We start from the raw sequence: 17,313 nt of genomic DNA, 5'->3' as shown, positions 1-17,313 counted from the left end.
CTCAGGCGCAGTTGTCGCAGTTGCCCATGGCGGGCAGCTGCTGGAAGCAGCCGGGGCAGATGATGACGGGACGCTCCTGGACCACCTTGCGCTTGACGACCTCGCGCTTGACGGCCGCACGCTTGGCGGGTGCCTTGACGGTTCGGGCGGGCACTGCGGTGCCGGCCGGAAGGGCTGCCTTGGCGTCCAGGATCTCCGCGCGAACGTCGAAGCCGAGCGCCTCGAGGATCGGGGCCGTCCCCGTACGTCCGATACCGAACTCCTCGGAGTGTGCCGGGGTGCCGGTCGCGAACCCGTGGGCCACGCCGAGGATCGCCTTCGAGTCGTAGGAGCGGCCGTCGTGCCAGATCACGTACTCGCGGGAGGGGCCGAACCCGTGGTCTGACAGGAACTGTTCGGGGCCGACCTTGTCGTACTCAGTCAGGGCGGTCAGGACGTGGTCGCGGGTGACTGCACTGAACGTGGGCATGGTCCGACTGTACGCAACATCTGGAGGCCCAAGATCCAGCAGTTGGGCTCAGCAGGGTACGCGCGCGACGGTGCGTGGCGCCATCGGCCGCGTGGAGCGCCGCAACGCGGCAGGTCATCGCCGCATCCTCGGCCGCGTTCGCTGCTCTCTATGCTCGTCGTGTGCCGTACGAAAGCGTCGTCCTCTACCGGAACATGAACCTCGGGCAGGCCCGGAGCCGCAGCCCGGGGCGGGCCGAGCTCGAGGCGGCGCTCGTGTCCGCGGGTGCGCGGTCGGCTCGGTCGTTCCAGTCCAACGGGACGGTCCTCCTCGACGCGGACGATCCGGGAGGCGTCGTCGAGGCGGCTGCGCCTTTCCTCATGGCGGCCTCGGGATACGACGACGCGGCGTTCGTCCGGTCCCTGGACGAGCTTGCCGACGCTGTGCAGGGCGACCCCTTCGCCCCCTTCCCGGACGATGGTTCTGAGCGGGTCGAGACGGTCACCGTGTTCGACGACGGGCCGCTCCCGGTCAACCTGCCATGGACCAACGCCGCGACCACCGTGAACCTGCTCGCCGAGCGGCACGGGATCGTCGTCGGCCTGGCGCAGGTCACGCGGGCGGGGACGGGGAGCCCGACCGTTGAGGTCGAGCGGATGACCGCCGGCGCGGCGACGACCCGCACGATGGGCACGATCCGCAGGCTCCTCGCGGCCGCGGAACGGGAGTGACCCGGCTCTGGCGGTTCGTCTAGATTGCCCGCATGTCCACCGAGCACCTGAGCGCCGTCGTCGCGAGCTTCGACCAGCGGGCCGCCACCTACGACGAGAGCGAGATGCATCGAGGGCTCGCCGAGGCCGTCGCTGGGTTCGTGGACCTCGACGCTCGGGTGCGGGTCGTGCTCGACGTCGCCACGGGGACCGGCCTGCTGCTCCGGGCGCTGGGCGCGCGGGTCACGCCGGACGTGCGGCTGATCGGCGTGGACGTGTCGCCGGGGATGCTCGCCGTCGCACAGGAGCACCTGCCCCACGCGACTCTCGTGGTGGGCGACACGACCGCCCTCGGGCTGCCTGACACGTCGGTCGACCTGGTCACCTGTGTCACCGCGCTGCACCTCTTCGAGGACCCGGCGGCCGTGTTCGCGGAGTGGGCGCGGGTGCTCACGCCGGGCGGTCGGGTCGTGACGGCGACGTTCGCGGCACAGCCCGGTACGCAGCGCGGTCCTCGTGTCGTGAACCCACGTCCGTACCGGTCCAACCACGCCGCGTTCGAGTCGCACGAGCTCGTGGCCGACGCCGCGGCCTCGGCAGGCTTCAGACTGTCGCGTCGGGGGACCTGGTCGGGCACGAGGGACAGGTGCGTGCTGGCGGAGCTGACCCTGGAGGGCCCGCCCAGCTGAGCGACCCTCGTACGGGCGCTCAGTCCCGGGGCGGGAACCCGCCGACCCGCACGAGGTTGCCGTGCGGGTCGATGACGTGGAACTCCACGGCTCCCCAGGGCTCTGCCCGCGGCTCGCTCAGGACGGCGGGCGCCGGGACGACGACGTCCGCCCAGGCCGCGTGCGCAGTCCGCGCCTCGTCCGGGGTGCCGAACCGGACGTAGCAGGCGACGTCGTTGGTCGACCGGTCCACGTCCTCGTCCTGGCGGAAGTGGAGCTCGACGCTGTGGCCCTCGTGGCGGAGGACGAGGTAGTCACCGGGCCACCGCCTGATCTCGGCGAAGCCGAAGCCCGACCAGAACTCGGCGGTGACGTCGAAGTCGGCGCTCGGCAGGATGGGGATCGTGATGGCGGCCATGCGCTTCAGTGTTGCCCTAGTTTGCCCGGGTGTCACGGACCTCCACCGGGCCGAACGACACCCGGGCTCCCTCTGCCGGCGAGAGCCCGCCCAGGGGCCCCGCGAACAGCCCCACCTCCGCGCCGATCCAGTGGCCCTGGACCGCCGGGAACCGCACGGGAACCTCGGTCCAGGCGTCCTCCGGCCCGCGTCGCCACGCGAACGTGATCACGCCCTCAGCGTCGCTGGTCGCGCCCAGGTCCACGGCGGGCGCCACGAGGTCCAGGTCCACCGGCTCCATGAGGTCGGCCTCGGGGACGCGAAGGTTGTCCTCGGCCCGGCGCCGGGAGACCACGCGCACCTGCCCGTCGCGCGCCTCCAGCCCCACCCAGGCGTAGGTGCGGCCGAGCACGAGCAGGCCGGCCCGCACGCCGTCGTGCCCGGTCAGGTCCACCCGCGTGGTGACGCGGCACGGGTAGCCCGGCAGCTGCTGGCCGATCACGCCGGCGACGTCGCGCAGGTTGCCCAGGTCGTCGGGCGCGACGGCGAGGCGCAGCGACCCGCCGTCGGCCACCGCCGTCCCGTCCGGGACGTTGGCCTGGAAGTGCCACTGCGGGCCGGGAGCCGGGCCGTCGAACGGGTCGCTCCGCGCCGGCTCGGCTTGAGCAGCCGGTCCGGCCTGAGCTGCCGGCCCGACCTCGCCGGGCCGGTCCGCGGCGGCCGGCGCCCGGTATTCCAGGACCGGCTGCCCGCACCCCGGTTCGTCGGCGAGCGGCTCGCCGATGAGCGGCCACCCGTCCGTGCCCCAGGTGAGCGGCTGCAGGTGGACCACCCGCCCGAACACCCCACGGTCCTGGAAGTGCAGGAACCAGTCCTCGCCGCCCGGGGTCGTGACCCAGGCGCCCTGGTGCGGCCCGTTGACGGGGGTGTCGCCCTGCCGCATCACCACCCGGTGCTCGTACGGGCCGAACGGGGACCGCGCCCGGAACGCCGACTGCCAGCCCGTCGACACGCCGCCCGCCGGCGCGAAGACCCAGTAGACGCCGTCGCGCTTGTAGAGCTTGGGGCCCTCGAGCGTGGTGCAGCCGTCGATCAGGTCGCCGTCCACGATCGTCTCGCGGCGCCCCACCACCCGGGTCAGGGCGTCGTCCACCTCGACCAGGGTGAGCAGGTTCTTCTGCCCCGACCGGCTGGCGGCCCAGCCGTGCACGAGGTACGTCGCGCCGTCGTCGTCCCAGAGGGGGCACGGGTCGATGAGGCCGCGGCCCGGGAGCAGGAGGCGCGGCGGGGACCAGGTCCCGAAGGGGTCGCGCGTGGTGGTGACGAAGATCCCGTGGTCGGGGTCGGGAAAGACGACGTAGAAGACGCCGTCGTGGTGGCGGATGCTCGGCGCCCAGATGCCGGAGCCGTGCCGCGGGCGGGTGTAGTGCTCGGCCGGGACCAGCTGCGCGGCCGCGTGGCTCGCGATCGTCCACCGGAGCAGGTCCGTGGAGTGCAGCACGGGCAGGCCGGGGCTGCGGTTGAACGAGCTGGCGACCAGGAAGTAGTCGTCGCCGACCCGGATCGCGTCCGGATCCGGCCAGTCGGCGTCCAGCACGGGGTTGCGGAAGGTGAGCATCGTCCGAGCGTCCTCGTCTTCGGGGTGCGGGGGCGGCGAACCGGCTCCCCACCGCGGGTGGGAAACCGGTTACCCTGGCTCCAGCCTATCCGCCGCCGGACACGTGAAGGGCCTGCTCATGGACGTGCTGGACCACCTGGACCGCGAGGCGAAGGCCCTCGGTATCGCGCTGCACAGCGTCGAGCTGACGGTCGACCGCGAGCCCGTGATCAGCGCCGGCGCCTCCCCGCTCGGGGTGCACACCCCGCACCGGATGTACTCGGTCGCCAAGACCCTGACCGGTCTTGCCGTGGGCCTGCTGGCCGACGAGGGCGGCCTCACGCTCGACGACCGCGTCACCGCCCACTTCCCCGAGCACGGGCACGGGCACCACCCCTGGCTCGAGCAGGCCACCGTCAGGCACCTGCTGGCGATGCTCGGGCCGCACGCCACCACCACGTACCAGCGGTCCGAGAACGACTGGCTCGCCTCGTGGTTCCGCGTGCCTCCGGCGTTCCCGCCCGGGGCGGTGTTCACCTACGACACGAGCGGCTCCTACGTCCTGTCGGCGCTCGTGGAGCGCGTCGCCGGGACCACGCTGGCCGGGTACCTGCGCCACCACCTCGCCCCGCTCGGCCTCGCCGACGACTTCCGTATCTTCTCCGGGCCCGACGGCGTCAGCCACGGCGGCTCCGGCCTCGTGTGCCGCCCGCGCGACCTCCTCCGCCTGGCCCACCTCCTGCTCGACGGCGGCCTGCACGACGGCGAGGCGCTGCTCCCCGCCGGCTACCTGCGCGAGGCCACCACCGTGCAGGCCGACACGGCCGCCCTGACCTGGGGGTCGGCGTTCCGCGGCTACGGTTACCAGCTGTGGCTGCCGGAGCGCGGCGGATACCTCATGTTCGGGCTCGGCGGCCAGATCGTGTACTGCGAGCCGGACCACAGGCTCGCCCTGGTCGTCACCGCGGACACGCTGACCTGCCCGAGCGGCGACCAGCGGCTGGCCGGCCTGGTCTTCCGGCACCTGGTGGACCCGGTGGTGGGAAAGTCCGCACCTCCGGCCGACGACGACGGCCCCCGCGGCCCGGCCACCCGCGCCCTCACCTGGCCGACGCCCCGGCACCTGCCCGAGCACGCCCTGCCAGTGCGAGGGCGCTACCTGCCGCGCGGGCCGATCGCGTGGACGGACGACCTCGACGTCGACCTCTCGGCGGACGGGGGAGTCGTGGCTTCGTCGTCGGGCGAGTGGCGGCTGGAGCTGCGCCTGGGCGCGCCCCATGCCCAGCCCTTCGGGCCGAAGGCCCGGCCCGCCGTGGTGGCCGCGGGATGGGCGGCGCCGCGCACGCTCGACGTCGAGGTCCGGTTCGTCGACGACGAGCCCGAGGTGATCCGCCTCCGCCTGCACGCCGGGCCCGACGGGACGCTGACGGTCCGCGGCCAGGGGTCCGGCGAGCGGGCCGACCCGCGGTGGACGTTCGCGGGTGCCTTCAGCCCTTCACCGAGCCCACCAGCGCGCCCTTGACGAAGTACTTCTGGATGAACGGGTAGAGGATCAGCATCGGCAGGGTCGCCACCACGATCACCGCCATCTTGATCGACTGCGCGGGCGGCACCACGTCGACGGCGTTGGCGTCGGCGTTCAGGCCTGTCGCGACGATGACGATCTGGCGCAGCAGGATCTGGACGGGCCACTTCTCCGACGAGTTGATGTACAGGATCGCGCTCTGGTACGTGTTCCAGTACGACACCGCATAGAACAGGCCGATCGTCGCGATCGACGCCAGCGACAGCGGCAGCACGATGCGGACGAACACGCCGAGGTCGGAGCAGCCGTCGATGCGGGCGGCCTCCTCCAGGCTGTCCGGGATCGCCTGGAAGAACGAGCGCATGATCACCAGGTTGAACGCGTTGATCGCCACCGGGAGGATCAGCGACCACAACGAGTCGATCAGCCCGAGCTCCTTGACCACGATGAACGTGGGGATCATGCCGCCGCTGAACAGCATGGTGAAGACCACGAGGAAGTTGATCGTGCGGCGCCCCCGCAGGTACCTCTTCGACAGGCCGTAGGCCATGAGCGAGGTCAGCAGCAGGCTGACGAACGTGCCCACGATCGTCACGAACGCGGAAACGCCCATGGCGCGGGCCACCGTCGGCGTCGACAGGACGTACCGGTAGGCGTCCAGGGTGAACGTCTCCGGGATGATCACGAACGCCCGGCGCGTCAGCTCTCCCGGCGTGGCCAGCGAGCTGCCGATGATGTTGAGGAACGGGATCAGGCAGATCAGCGCGAAGCCGCCGAGCACGACGACGTTGATCACCTGGAAGGCGCGGCGCCCGGGGCTCGGCCGGCGCCCGCGCCCGGGCCGAGGCTCCCGGCTCGGCCGGCGCGTCGCGGTGGTGGTGCTCATGGTCGTTCTCCCGTTGTCGGTTGCCTCAGCCATCGTGGCGCTCACCGTTGATCGTCACGTCCGTCAGCCCCAGGCCGGGGGTCTGCTCCACCTGGAAGCCGGGTCCCTCGCAGCCGGTGACCCGCACGCGGCTCATCCGGAGGTCGCCGCCGAACCCGACGAGGAAGCCGGCCCGCGCCTCCTCCTCGACCCCGGTCGCCATGGCGGGGTACCCGGGTACGGCGTCGTCAGCGAACGAGATCGAGACGTCGTCGAGCGTGACGTCCTCGAGCGGGCGCTCGGGCAGGCCGTAGAGGTAGCCCGCCGCCGCGTGCACGTTGCGGGCGGTGATGTGCGCCAGGTGGATGCGGCGGAAGAGCGGGGTGCCGTCGTCGACCGGCTGCGGGGTGCGGTCGTGGACCACGGGGTCCTTCCCGCCAGGGCCGCAGAAGTAGTACTCGTTGAGCACGAACGGGCAGATCACGTCGTCCATGACCACGTTGGTCACCCGCACGTCCTCGACCACGCCGCCGCGTCCGCGCCGCGACTTGACCCGGATGCCCCGGTCGGTGCCCTGGAACACGCAGTTGCTGATGACGACGTTGCGGACGCCGCCGCTCATCTCGGACCCGATGACCACGCCGCCGTGGCCGTGCACCATCGTGCAGTTCGTGATGGTGATGTTCTCGCACGGGACCCGCTCCTGCGTGGCCTGCGTGCCCGCCTTGATGGCGATGCAGTCGTCGCCCACGTCGATGTGGCAGTCGCTGATCCGCACGTTCCGGCAGGACTCGGGGTCGATGCCGTCGGTGTTGGGGGAGTCCGCGGGGTTGAGGATGCGGACGTTCTGGATGGTGACGTCGTCGCACAGCAGCGGGTGCAGCGTCCAGCTCGGCGAGTTCTGCAGCGTGACGTCCCGGATCGTCACCCGCCGGCACTCGTGCAGTCCCACCAGGGTGGGACGCGGGTGGGCGAGCGACTCCCGGTCGTTCCGGAAGACGTCCCACCAGGGCTGACCCTCGCCGTCGATCACGCCGAACCCGGTGATCGCGACGTCGGTCTCGCCGTGCGCGTAGAGGCAGGGCGCGTAGATGCTGGCAGGGGCGCCCTCCCAGCGGGCGTCGACCACCGGGTACAGGCCGGGGTCGGCGACGAACTGCAGGCGCGCACCCATCTCCAGGTGGAGCTCGACGTACGAGCGGAGCCGCAGCGAGCCCACCCGGTGGGTGCCGGGCGGGACCACGACGGTTCCGCCGCCGGCGTCGTACGCCGCGTCGATCGCGGCCTGGATGGCGTCGGTCGCGAGAGCGTCCGGGGCCTGCGGTGCCTGGATCGCGATGGTGGGCACGTGCTGTCTCCTGTCGGTCGGGGCCGGCCGTGGTGCCGGGTGCGGGAGGGCGCCGTCGGACGCCCTCCCGCAGGTGGTGCTGGGTGTCAGCCGTTCGCCTTCTCGTACGACTCGGTGAACTCGGCGATGACCTGGTCCAGGCCCTGGCCGCGCAGGCCCTCGACGACGGCCTCGAAGTCCGCCATCTCGATCTGCCCCACCATGTACTGGTTGTAGGCGTCGTTGACCTGCTGCTGGATCGTCGACCACTGGGTGTCGTACGTCTTCGACGTCAGCGACTGCGCCGGGTTGACCACGACGTAGTCAGCGTTCTGGGCCATGAGCTCGTTGGCGAGGTTGGTGTACTCGTTCGACGTCTTGAACACCGTGACCCGCTCGGACGGGCGGGAGGAGCCGAAGGGCTGGACCTCCTGCTCCCACGTGCTGTTGTCCAGCATGGAGACGACGCCGTCCGCGTCCAGCTCGTAGTGCACGCCCTCGATGCCGTTGGTCATGAGGTCGAAGGGCTCCTCGTCCATCAGCTTGTCGATGAAGCCGAGGACCACGCGCAGGTCCGCCTCGGTGGTGATCTGCGAGCGAGGGACGGCGAGCCAGCCGCCCATGCCGCCGTTGGTGTCGGTGAGGATGCGGCGGTCGACGTCGTCGTACGTCATGTCGTTGATGAGCGCCCAGGCCATCGGGCTGGCGGGGTCGGCCGCGAGGGCTGCCTCATGGAAGTTCTTCGCCTCGAACAGGCCGCTGACGACGATGCCGCCCTTGCCCTGGGCGATGCCGTCCTTCTGGTTCTGCTTCTGGACGGTCACGAACTCCTCGTTCATCCACCCCTTCTCGTGGATGCCGCGGTACCACTCCATGGCCTCCTTGAACGACTCGGTCGTGAAGGAGGGGACCACCTCGCCGTCGTCGTTCACCTCGAAGTGCTGGCCGGCGCCGAAGTACCCGGCGAGCGACCGGAAGCCCACGAGGAAGCTCTCGGAACGGTCGTAGAAGCCGACCGTGTCGTCCTGCCCGTTGCCGTCGGGGTCGTCCTCGGAGAACGCCCGGGCGACCTCGGTCAGGTCCTCGATCGTGTGCGGCACCTCGAGCCCGAGGTTGTCGAGCCAGTCCTGGCGGACCAGCACGCCGTAGCGGGCGACCGGCTTCTGGTAGGGGACGCCGTAGAGGCCGCCGTCGATCTTCGCCGACTCCAGGGTGGCCTCGGGGATCTTCGAGAGGTTCGGGTAGTCCGCGAGGTACGGCTGCACGTCCCAGAACTGCCCGGACGCCATCGCCTGGCGCACCGTGGTGTTGGTGATGTTGGTCAGGGAGACCAGGTCGGGGAGCGAGTCGGACGCCAGGGCGGCGTTGATCTTCTCGTCCTTCGAGGCGTCGGGGACCCACTGCATCTCGATGCCGAGGCCCGTGTACTTCTCGAGCTCGGCCTCGATGCCGGCGTCCGCCTCGGGCGTGGTGGCGGTGTGCAGCATCGTCATCCAGGTGATGCTGTCCTTGGTGCTCACCTCCCCGGACCCGTCGGCCTCGTCGCCGCCTCCGCACGCGGTGAGCGTCAGGGCGATCGCCGCAGTCGCTGCGACGACCGGGCCGGCCTTGGTCATCCTCATGGTGTGACTCCTATCGTGACGCCGCGGGAAGGCCCGCGTGCGGTTCGTGGCTCGCGGCGGCACGGGTCGTGCCCGCCGCCACGGCGCCTGGCTCCGTCGCCAGGGCTTGGTCCGGGACCTGCGCCAGGTCCCGGTAGACGTACCGCGTGACGGCGCCGACGGCCGCCGCGGGGATGCCGACGCCGAACAGCGCCAGCAGGGGGAGGGCGTAGCCGTAGAGCACGCTGACGACCAGGCCGACGACGAGGGCGCCGAGCACCGTCAGGTGCAGCGAGCCGAAGCCGATCATCAGCGAGGCGGCCACGCGCCCCCGGATCGTGGGCAGGTCGAGCGCCGCCATGACCGAGTACACGTACGACAGCGACACGGCCAGCACGGCGAGCGCCCCCAGGTTGAGGACGCGCACCGCCCAGCTCTCGGTGCCCACGATGTTGACGACGACGACGGCGCCCGCGGCCAGGTAGATCCAGCTGGTCAGCACGGACGGCCAGAAGCGGCCGAGGGCCGCGGCGAAGAACGTCCGCGCCACGGGCGGCTCCAGCCCGAGCCGGAACCATCCGTCCACGTAAGCGGCCAGCGCATAGGACGCCGGGCCGACGCCGAACAGCCCCAGTCCCAGCACCGTCGTCACCACCCACAGGAGGTTCAGGTAGGCGAGGCGGTATGCGCCCGCCAGGACGGTGTTGACCCGGACGAAGGTCTGGAACGAGAACATGCTGCACCCCCTTGCCGGGCTCGGTCAGTAGACGCCTTCCTCGCCGAACTTCTTGGCGAGGCGGTTGGCGAGCATGACGAGGACGAGCCCGACGAGGCCCTTGAAGAGGCCGACGGCGCTGGCGTAGCTGAGCTGGCCGTTCTGGATGCCGGCCGTGTACACGTAGGTGTCGAAGATCTCGGCGACCTCGCGGTTGAGCGAGTTCATCACCAGGAACATGTGCTCGAAGCCGAGCTCCATGATGTCGCCGATGCTGAGGATCAGCATGATGATGATGGCCGGCCGGATAGCGGGCAGCGTGATGTGCCACGTCTGCCGCAGGCGCCCGGCGCCGTCGAGCTCGGCGGCCTCGTAGAGCTGCTCGTCGACGGACGTGATGGCGGCCAGGTAGACGATCGTCCCCCAGCCCGTGGCGCGCCAGATCTCCTGGAACACGTACATCGGCCGGAGCCAGTCGGGGTCGGTGAGGAAGCGGACCGGCTCGCCGCCCGCGGCCACGATGAGGTTGTTGATGCTGCCGCCGTCGATCGAGAGCATCACGTAGAAGATCGAGACGATGATGACCCACGACATGAAGTGGGGCAGGTACACGATGGTCTGCACGGTCTTCTTCAGGACCTTGGTGCGCACCTCGTTGAGCAGCAGCGCCAGGACGATCGGCATCGGGAACGCGAAGAGCAGCATCAGCGCCGAGATGACGAGGGTGTTGCGCAGCAGGAGGAAGAACGTGTCCTCGCTGAACAGGCGCACGAAGTGATCGAGCCCTACCCACTCGCTGCCCGTGAAGCCCAGGAACGGCAGGTAGTTCTGGAAGGCGATGACCAGGCCGCCCATGGGCAGGTACTTGAAGACCAGGAAGTACGCGATCCCCGGCAGGATCATCAGGTAGAGCGCGCGGTGCTTCCAGAGGGGGTTGGCCGAGCCCTTCCTGCGCTGGTCCAGGTCCTTTGCCAGGCCGGGCGGAACGGCGTCCGCGGGCCCTGCAGCCGGGACGGCCGAGGCGCTCGAGGGCGCGCTCGGGGTCAGCATCGGCATCGTCGCCTCCTCGTGACGGGCACCCAGGTCGCCGCGTCGTCGCGGTCGGGAAACCGGTTTCCCGCGAGGGAACCTAGCACGGGGTGCGTGGGGGCCACAACCGATTTGGGATGCGCTTTCCATCCCGATGTTTCACCCGCGCCCGGTGCGTCCCGCGCCTGCGGCTGGGGCATCGCCGCGCCCACTAGGCTCCGCCCATGCAGCACGTGTGGTGCGCCCCGCGCCCGGGGCGGTTCCTGGCCCTGGTGTGGGCCGTCGCGAAGCCCGGCTCGGTCCTCAAGATGAACTGGGAGGCCGAGGCCGGAGCGGCTCTCGACCGGCTCCGACGCAGCGGGGAAGCCGTTGACCGCGATCCTCGCGGTCCAAGGCGTACGAGCTCGCGGTGGTGACGGCGGGCACGATGCTCCAGGAGTTCGACTGGATGCGCGAGACACGGAACAGCACCGAGTACCCGGATTTCCAGCGACCGACGGCGACAGCCGAGGACGTGACGGAGGGCATCCCGGCGGCGACTCGCATCGTGGAGCTTGCTGAGAGGTGTGGCTACCCGCGAGGGGTGACGGCCACCGGGTCAGTGTGGGAACGCTCGCGGCCTGCGTGGTTCGATCTCCTCGCGGAACGCCTCCGTCCGTGAAGCCACCTGGCGGCACCCCACGGTGTTCTCCAGGCGGTCGAGGTAGAGGTTGCGGGCGGCGACCTGGCCGAGCCGGAACGTGAAGTACATGGCCATGAGCGGGTTGACGAACAGCTCGTTCCCGCTGGTGCGGGTGGTGAACCGGACGTCCCCGTGGCGACCTTCCAGGGCGGCGGCGATCTGGCCGTTGACGATGCTCGGCCGAAGCCGCGTCAGCTCCGCCGCGTGCGCGACCGCGTCGCGGTACAGCTCCGCCTCCCGAGAGCCTGACGGGATCGTGAACGCGCCGAGGTAGCCGCCCGCCGCGTCGAGCTCGGCGATGTTCTCCAGGACCTGCACGTGGTTGACCCCGTGATGGGAGTCGATCCCGAACCCGAGGCACGCCACGATCCTCACCGGAACCTCGTCGAGCCCGGCGACCGCGGCAAGGCTCGTCATGTCTTCCACGGGGGTGCCGAGCCCTGACTCGTCGCCGCGCAGGAGGATGTCGGTGCCGCCGTCGACCAGGATGACGGCGTCCAGCGGCCCGACCTGCTCGGCGAGCGCGCGGTACGCCTCCCTGAGCGGCTGGACCCCGGTCAGCGGGAACGCGTAGACGGGCGACGGGAACCCGTGGACGGCGAGCCAGACGGCGAGCGCCCGCTCGGGGAAGTAGTCGTCGCAGCCGGAGGTCGCCGGGGTGACCCGTGCGAGGTCGGGCGCTACCCAGACGTCGTCGGCAAGCAGGTGCAGCTGCGTGAACGAGAGGTTGGCGAGGTGGACCCGGCGCCCCTGGGCTCGCAGCGCGAGGGCGAGCGGGAGGCCGGCGTAGACGTCGAACCCGCCGCCGGCGCCCGCTATCAGGACGTTCTGTGCGTCTCCCAGCTCGGTCAGGAGCCCGGGCGTGAACAGGTCGGGCCTTCGCGGAGGACGCACAGCGGACGACGGTACAGGCTTGGCCCCACCACCTACCCTTGTCCCATGCCCGCCACGATGCGTGATGTCGCCGCACTCGCAGGCGTCTCCCTCAAGACCGTCTCGCGCGTGGTCAACCTCCAGCCCCACACCAGGCCCGAGGTGGTGCAGCGGGTCCGCGCCGCCATCGCCGAGCTGGATTGGGTGCCCAACGCGAGCGCACGCGCCCTGCGCACGGGCCGGACGGGGGTCGTCGGGGTCGCGGTCCCCGCGCTGCGCCCTCCCTACGCCGCGATCCTGGTGGAGGCGGTCGTGTCGGAGACGACCCGGCGAGGCCTGCAGGCCGCCGTCGAGCCGACGCTGGACGACCACGCCCGCACACGCTCCCTCCTCGGCTCGGTCGGGACGGCCGTGGACGGCGTGATCCTCATCGGCCCGTACAGCGACGAGGTCTTCGACGGCCTGCAGCCCAGCGACCCGGTCGTCACCCTGTACGCGGGCGGTGGCCGGCCGGTCGACTCGGTCGACCCGGACCTCGTCGAGGCCGCCTCGCTGCTCGCGAGGCACCTGGTCGTGATGGGCCGTTCGCGGCCCGTGCTCGTCGGCTTCGACCGCTTCGCGGGAGGCGAGGACGTCATGGTCGCGGCGCTCACGGGGGCGGGGGTGCGTCCGGCGGTGCCGTCGATCCGCGGGGCGCGGGACCGCGCGGACGGGGTGACCGCCGCCGGCCGGCTGCTGTCAGGACCCCCCGTGGACGCGATCGTCTGCGGGAGCGACGAGGTCGCGATGGGCGTGCTGTCGGCGCTCGCGTCCGCGGGCACCCGCATCCCCGACGACGTCGTGGTCACCGGGATGGACAACATCGAGGACGGGGTCTTCGCCACGCCGTCCCTGACGACGATCGACCCCCTCCCGCGTCGCCTCGCCCGCGCGGTGATCGACCTGCTGGCCGACCGGCTGGGTTCGAACGCCCCCGCGGAGGCCCGCCACGTCCTCGCTCCGGTGGAGCTCGTCCGCCGTGAGTCGACCCTGGGGATGGGCCTCGCATGAGCACGTGGCCCGACGACGCGGCAGCGTCCAGGACGGGGCCGGGCCGCGCCGCCGTCGTCCGGACCGCTCGGCCGACCCTGGCCGACGTCGCCGTGGCCGCCGGCGTCTCGGCCAAGACGGTCTCCAACGTCCTGCTCGGGCGTGCCGGGGTGTCCGACGAGACCCGGAGCCGGGTCCTGGCGGTCGTCGAGCAGGTCGGCTACCGCGTGAACCGGGCGGGACGCGGGCTCTCCTCGGGCCGGACCGGGCGGGTGGCGATCGTCGTTCCCATGCTCTACCAGCCCTATTTCTCGGAGCTCGCCGAGCGGCTGATCCTCGCGCTCGCGGAGCACGGGCTCAGCACGACCCTGCGGCTCGCGCCCGGGCGGGACGACGAGCGCGACGCGGTGGTGGGCGCCACGACGCCGGACGTCGACGGCGTGATCATCTGCCCGCACAGCTTCATCGACTCCATGCTCGACGGTGTGGAGCTCACCCGGCCGGTGGTCCAGCTCGGCGGCAGCCAGGCCACTCGCGTCGACTGCGTCGTCATGGGCGAGCACGAGGGGATGTACGCGGCGACCGCGCACCTGCTGCGGTCCGGCAGGCGCAGGATCGCCCTGGTGTGGAACGCGGTGGGCGGTGGGCGGCTGGAGGGCGACCGCTACGACGGCTACGTGGAGGCGCTCCAGGAGCGCGGCCTCGACGTCGACGAGGCCCTCGTGACGATGGGGTCCGACTGGGACCGGCGCATGTCGGGCTACGAGGCGATGGTGTCGCTGCTGCGCTCGGGAGTGCGTTTCGACGCCGCCGTGTGCGTCAACGACGCGATCGCCGTCGGGGTGCTGCGCGCGCTCCGGTCGCACGGCCGGCGCGTGCCGGAGGACATCGCGCTCGTGGGCTTCGACGACACCGCCGAGGGCCGGTTCACCGTCCCGCCGCTCACGTCCGTCAACCCGCGCAAGGAGCAGATGGTGGGCCACGCGGTCCGCATGCTCGTCGACCGGCTGAACGGGTACGACGGCGCGCCACGGCTCGTCCGGACCGGCGCCGACCTCATGGTCCGGGCCTCGTCGGGCCCGGCGCGGGACGAGTAGCAGCCCTCACGGCGGTTCGGGGACAGTTCTTGGCTCGCTATTGACAACGCTGAATCACCCGCACCACACTCGTGCCGTGCCACGCGGGTGAGCTCTGCACGACCCGGCTCCGTGCACGCCTCGCAACGCAGTCTCAAGGAGGAGACATGTCACACGCCGCACGAGACCAGCGCCCTCGCACCACGCGAAGGATCGCCGCAATCACCTCGGCCGTCGCGGCCCTGAGCCTCACGCTCGGCGCGTGCACGGGTGGTGCCGACGCCGACGACGACGGCACACCGACGATCTCGGTCATGGTCATCAAGCACCCGCTCACCAAGCCGATGACCGAGATGGCCTGGGTCGCGCAGCTGGAGGAGGAGGCAGGCGTCGAGATCACGTGGGAGGAGGTGTCGGCCGACTGGGACCAGAAGAAGAACCCGATGCTCGCCGCCGGTGACATCCCGGATCTCATCATCGGCGGGAACGCCATCAACGATGCCGACCTCGCCACGTTCGGGTCGCTGTTCGAGGACCTGTCCGACGACATGGCCGCGTTGCCGAACGTCCAGGAGATGTTCGACGACGTCGACGGCGCCGAGCTGCTCGCGACGTCGACGGACGGCAAGGTGCAGGCGCTGCCGTCGTTCAAGAACTTCTGGCCGACGGCGATCAGCCACCAGTACATCAACCAGCAGTGGCTGGACGAGCTCGGGCTCGAGGCGCCGACCACCTGGGACGAGCTGTACGACGTTCTCGTCGCGTTCAAGGAGGGAGACCCGAACGGCAACGGGGAGGCGGACGAGATCCCGATGGACTTCTCACCGGTGGGCACCGGTGGGTTCGGCTACTTCCAGCCGATGATGCTGCTCGGCAGCACCGGCATGCAGATCGTCGGTGGTGGCGGCCAGGGGTACTTCCTCGAGGACGGAGAGGTGAAGAACTTCTTCGTCGACGAGCGCTACCGCGACGTCGTCGAGTTCCTCAACCGCTGCTGGGCCGCCGGGCTCATCAGCCCCGACGCCTTCACCCAGGACTACTCCACCTACCAGTCGGTGGCCCGCGGCACCGGTGACACCGCCCGCGTCGGCTTCTCGTGGGGCTGGTCCGGGTCCGACCGGTTCGGTCCGGGCGTGTACCAGCAGTACACGGCGATGGCGCCGCTGCTCCAGGAGGAGGGCCAGTCCGAGCCCGTGCGCTGGTCGTACGACTTCGAGACCCTCACGCGGAACCACGTCGCGATGTCCGCCGCCTCGGAGAACAAGGACGCCGTCCTGCGGGTGATCGACGCGTTCTACAGCCCCGACATCTCGGTCCAGGTGCTGTTCGGCGACCTCGGCACCAACGTGGAGAAGACCGGCGACGCGTACGCCGTGCTGCCGCCGGCGGACGCGAACCTCGACCCGTCGACCTGGAAGTGGACGTCGTCGCTCGCCGACAACGGCCCGATCTACCTCCGCGAGGACATGCAGGTCGAGCTTCCGACCGACCTGGCGGAAGCGGTCGAGGACGCGGTGCCGCTGCAGGACGCGTACGCGGACCTCGACGTCGACGCGGACGTCTTCCCGTCCCTGTTCCTGAAGATGACTCCCGAGGACATCAACAGCACGAACCTCAACAACACGGCGATGCTCGGGGTCACCATGCCGAAGTTCGCCGAGTGGGTGACCGCCGGTGGGGCCGGCGACGGCTGGGACGACTACGTGACCCAGGTGGAGCAGCTGGGGCTCGAGCAGAACCTCGAGGTCATGCAGCGCTACTACGACGAGTACATCGCGGCGAAGGGCTAGTGGTGGTAGCCGCACCGACGACGGAGAGGCTCGAGACGAGCCGGCCTGCCCCTGCGGGGCCGCGGTCCCGCGGGGGCAGGTTCCGGACGGGCCTGGTACGACCCTGGCGCCTCTGGGTGATGCTGCTGCCCGCGATCACGTTCACCGCGCTGTTCGCCTACGGCCCGATGTACGGCATCCAGCTGGCCTTCCGTGAGTTCGACTTCGCGGCGGGCCTGACGGGTGGCGACTGGGTCGGCCTCAAGTACTTCGTGCAGTTCTTCGAGTCGCCCCAGTTCTGGTCGCTGATGCGCAACACCGTGTACATCAGCCTGACGACCCTCGTCTTCGGCTTCCTGGCGCCGATCGGGCTGGCGATCCTGATCAACCAGGTGATCGGGCTCCGGCGCAAGCGTTTCACCCAGACCGCGACCTATCTGCCGCACTTCATCTCGATCGTCGTGATCGTCGGCATGCTGCAGGTCTTCCTGTCACCTTCGACGGGGCTGATCACCCGGTTCCTCGAATTCTTCGGGGTGACCGGCGTGAACTTCCTCGGCAGCACGACGGCGTTCGTCCCGGTGTACGTGCTGTCCGAGGTCTGGCAGCACTGCGGGTGGAACAGCATCATCTATCTCGCCGCCCTCTCGAACGTGGATCCGCAGCTGTACGAGGCGGCGAAGATCGACGGGGCGAACAAGCTGCAGATCATCCGCCACGTCGACATTCCTGCCCTCGTGCCGACGATGGTCATCCTGTTCATCCTCACGATGGGCGGAGTGCTGAACACGGGCTTCGAGAAGATCTTCCTGATGCAGAACACCCTGAACCTGCCGATCTCCGAGGTGATCTCGACCTACGTCTACAAGATCGGCATCGTGGGCAACCAGTTCAGCTACTCGACGGCGATCGGTCTGTTCAACACGGTCATCAACTTCGCGTTCCTGGTGATCGCCAACCAGATTGCCAAGCGCGTGTCCAACACGAGCCTGTGGTGAAGGG

Annotated in this window: 16 protein-coding genes; 7 read left to right on the top strand and 9 right to left on the bottom strand. The window is 70.5% G+C overall.

Going from position 1 to position 17,313, the window contains the following annotated elements:
- Position 1 precedes the first annotated feature (1 nt).
- Positions 2-469, bottom strand: coding sequence for a ScoMcrA-related endonuclease (locus tag D1350_RS13155; protein WP_125776484.1), 468 nt, complete (start codon positions 467-469; stop codon positions 2-4).
- Positions 470-630: 161 nt separating this feature from the next.
- Here D1350_RS13155 and D1350_RS13150 point away from each other — a divergent pair, with 161 nt between their 5' ends.
- Both D1350_RS13150 and D1350_RS13145 read left to right on the top strand, forming a co-directional pair.
- On the top strand, positions 631-1,179 hold the full coding sequence (locus D1350_RS13150; RefSeq protein WP_125776483.1) for a DUF1697 domain-containing protein: 549 nt from the start codon (positions 631-633) through the stop codon (positions 1,177-1,179).
- 32 nt (positions 1,180-1,211) lie between these two features.
- Complete coding sequence (locus D1350_RS13145) at positions 1,212-1,847, top strand: class I SAM-dependent methyltransferase (protein WP_125776482.1); 636 nt, start codon at positions 1,212-1,214, stop codon at positions 1,845-1,847.
- A 19-nt stretch (positions 1,848-1,866) separates the two neighbouring features.
- On the opposite strand, the gene D1350_RS13140 is transcribed toward D1350_RS13145, so the two are convergent.
- Entirely contained in the window at positions 1,867-2,244 is a 378-nt protein-coding gene (locus D1350_RS13140) for a VOC family protein (RefSeq protein ID WP_125776481.1), read from the bottom strand.
- A gap of 16 nt (positions 2,245-2,260) precedes the next feature.
- Positions 2,261-3,841, bottom strand: a complete 1,581-nt coding sequence (locus tag D1350_RS13135; RefSeq protein WP_125776480.1) for a glycoside hydrolase family 43 protein — start codon at positions 3,839-3,841, stop codon at positions 2,261-2,263.
- A gap of 118 nt (positions 3,842-3,959) precedes the next feature.
- On the opposite strand from D1350_RS13135, the gene D1350_RS13130 reads away from it, so the two are divergent.
- The gene (locus tag D1350_RS13130) at positions 3,960-5,342 is read left to right on the top strand and encodes a serine hydrolase domain-containing protein (RefSeq protein WP_125776479.1); all 1,383 of its coding nucleotides are present in this window, start codon (positions 3,960-3,962) and stop codon (positions 5,340-5,342) included.
- On the opposite strand, the gene D1350_RS13125 is transcribed toward D1350_RS13130, so the two are convergent.
- The 6 genes from D1350_RS13125 to D1350_RS13100 all read right to left on the bottom strand — a co-directional run bounded on the left by D1350_RS13125 (position 5,308) and on the right by D1350_RS13100 (position 12,458).
- Positions 5,308-6,231, bottom strand: a complete 924-nt coding sequence (locus tag D1350_RS13125; protein ID WP_125776478.1) for a carbohydrate ABC transporter permease — start codon at positions 6,229-6,231, stop codon at positions 5,308-5,310. The two genes, D1350_RS13130 and D1350_RS13125, sit on opposite strands and share 35 nt — an antisense overlap.
- A 25-nt stretch (positions 6,232-6,256) precedes the next feature.
- Positions 6,257-7,558: a glycoside hydrolase family 28 protein gene (locus tag D1350_RS13120; RefSeq protein WP_125776477.1), complete on the bottom strand. Its 1,302-nt coding sequence runs from the start codon at positions 7,556-7,558 to the stop codon at positions 6,257-6,259.
- An 86-nt stretch (positions 7,559-7,644) separates the two neighbouring features.
- Positions 7,645-9,159 carry an extracellular solute-binding protein gene (locus D1350_RS13115; protein WP_206074528.1) on the bottom strand — a complete coding sequence of 505 codons (1,515 nt, stop codon included), beginning with the start codon at positions 9,157-9,159 and terminating at the stop codon, positions 7,645-7,647.
- A 10-nt stretch (positions 9,160-9,169) separates the two neighbouring features.
- On the bottom strand, positions 9,170-9,874 hold the full coding sequence (locus D1350_RS13110) for a YesL family protein (protein WP_125776476.1): 705 nt from the start codon (positions 9,872-9,874) through the stop codon (positions 9,170-9,172).
- Positions 9,875-9,898: 24 nt separating this feature from the next.
- Positions 9,899-10,909, bottom strand: coding sequence for an ABC transporter permease (locus D1350_RS13105; RefSeq protein WP_276313738.1), 1,011 nt, complete (start codon positions 10,907-10,909; stop codon positions 9,899-9,901).
- A 571-nt stretch (positions 10,910-11,480) separates the two neighbouring features.
- Positions 11,481-12,458, bottom strand: a complete 978-nt coding sequence (locus tag D1350_RS13100; RefSeq protein WP_206074527.1) for a DUF1152 domain-containing protein — start codon at positions 12,456-12,458, stop codon at positions 11,481-11,483.
- Between the two features lie 45 nt (positions 12,459-12,503).
- Between D1350_RS13100 and D1350_RS13095 the strand changes: the two genes are divergently transcribed.
- The 4 genes from D1350_RS13095 to D1350_RS13080 all read left to right on the top strand — a co-directional run bounded on the left by D1350_RS13095 (position 12,504) and on the right by D1350_RS13080 (position 17,309).
- On the top strand, positions 12,504-13,487 hold the full coding sequence (locus D1350_RS13095; RefSeq protein WP_240644080.1) for a LacI family DNA-binding transcriptional regulator: 984 nt from the start codon (positions 12,504-12,506) through the stop codon (positions 13,485-13,487).
- Complete coding sequence (locus D1350_RS13090) at positions 13,484-14,563, top strand: LacI family DNA-binding transcriptional regulator (protein ID WP_125776475.1); 1,080 nt, start codon at positions 13,484-13,486, stop codon at positions 14,561-14,563. Before D1350_RS13095 ends, D1350_RS13090 begins: the two co-directional genes overlap by 4 nt.
- Positions 14,564-14,709: 146 nt before the next feature.
- Positions 14,710-16,332 (top strand): extracellular solute-binding protein, encoded by a 1,623-nt coding sequence (locus D1350_RS13085; RefSeq protein ID WP_125776474.1) that lies wholly within the window; start codon positions 14,710-14,712, stop codon positions 16,330-16,332.
- 119 nt (positions 16,333-16,451) lie between these two features.
- Complete coding sequence (locus tag D1350_RS13080; protein ID WP_125776674.1) at positions 16,452-17,309, top strand: ABC transporter permease; 858 nt, start codon at positions 16,452-16,454, stop codon at positions 17,307-17,309.
- Positions 17,310-17,313 lie beyond the last annotated feature (4 nt).

This window comes from Antribacter gilvus, from assembly GCF_003946865.1.
Taxonomy (GTDB): Bacteria; Actinomycetota; Actinomycetes; order Actinomycetales; family Cellulomonadaceae; genus Antribacter; species Antribacter gilvus.
This window is presented reverse-complemented; position numbering and strand designations above follow the sequence as displayed.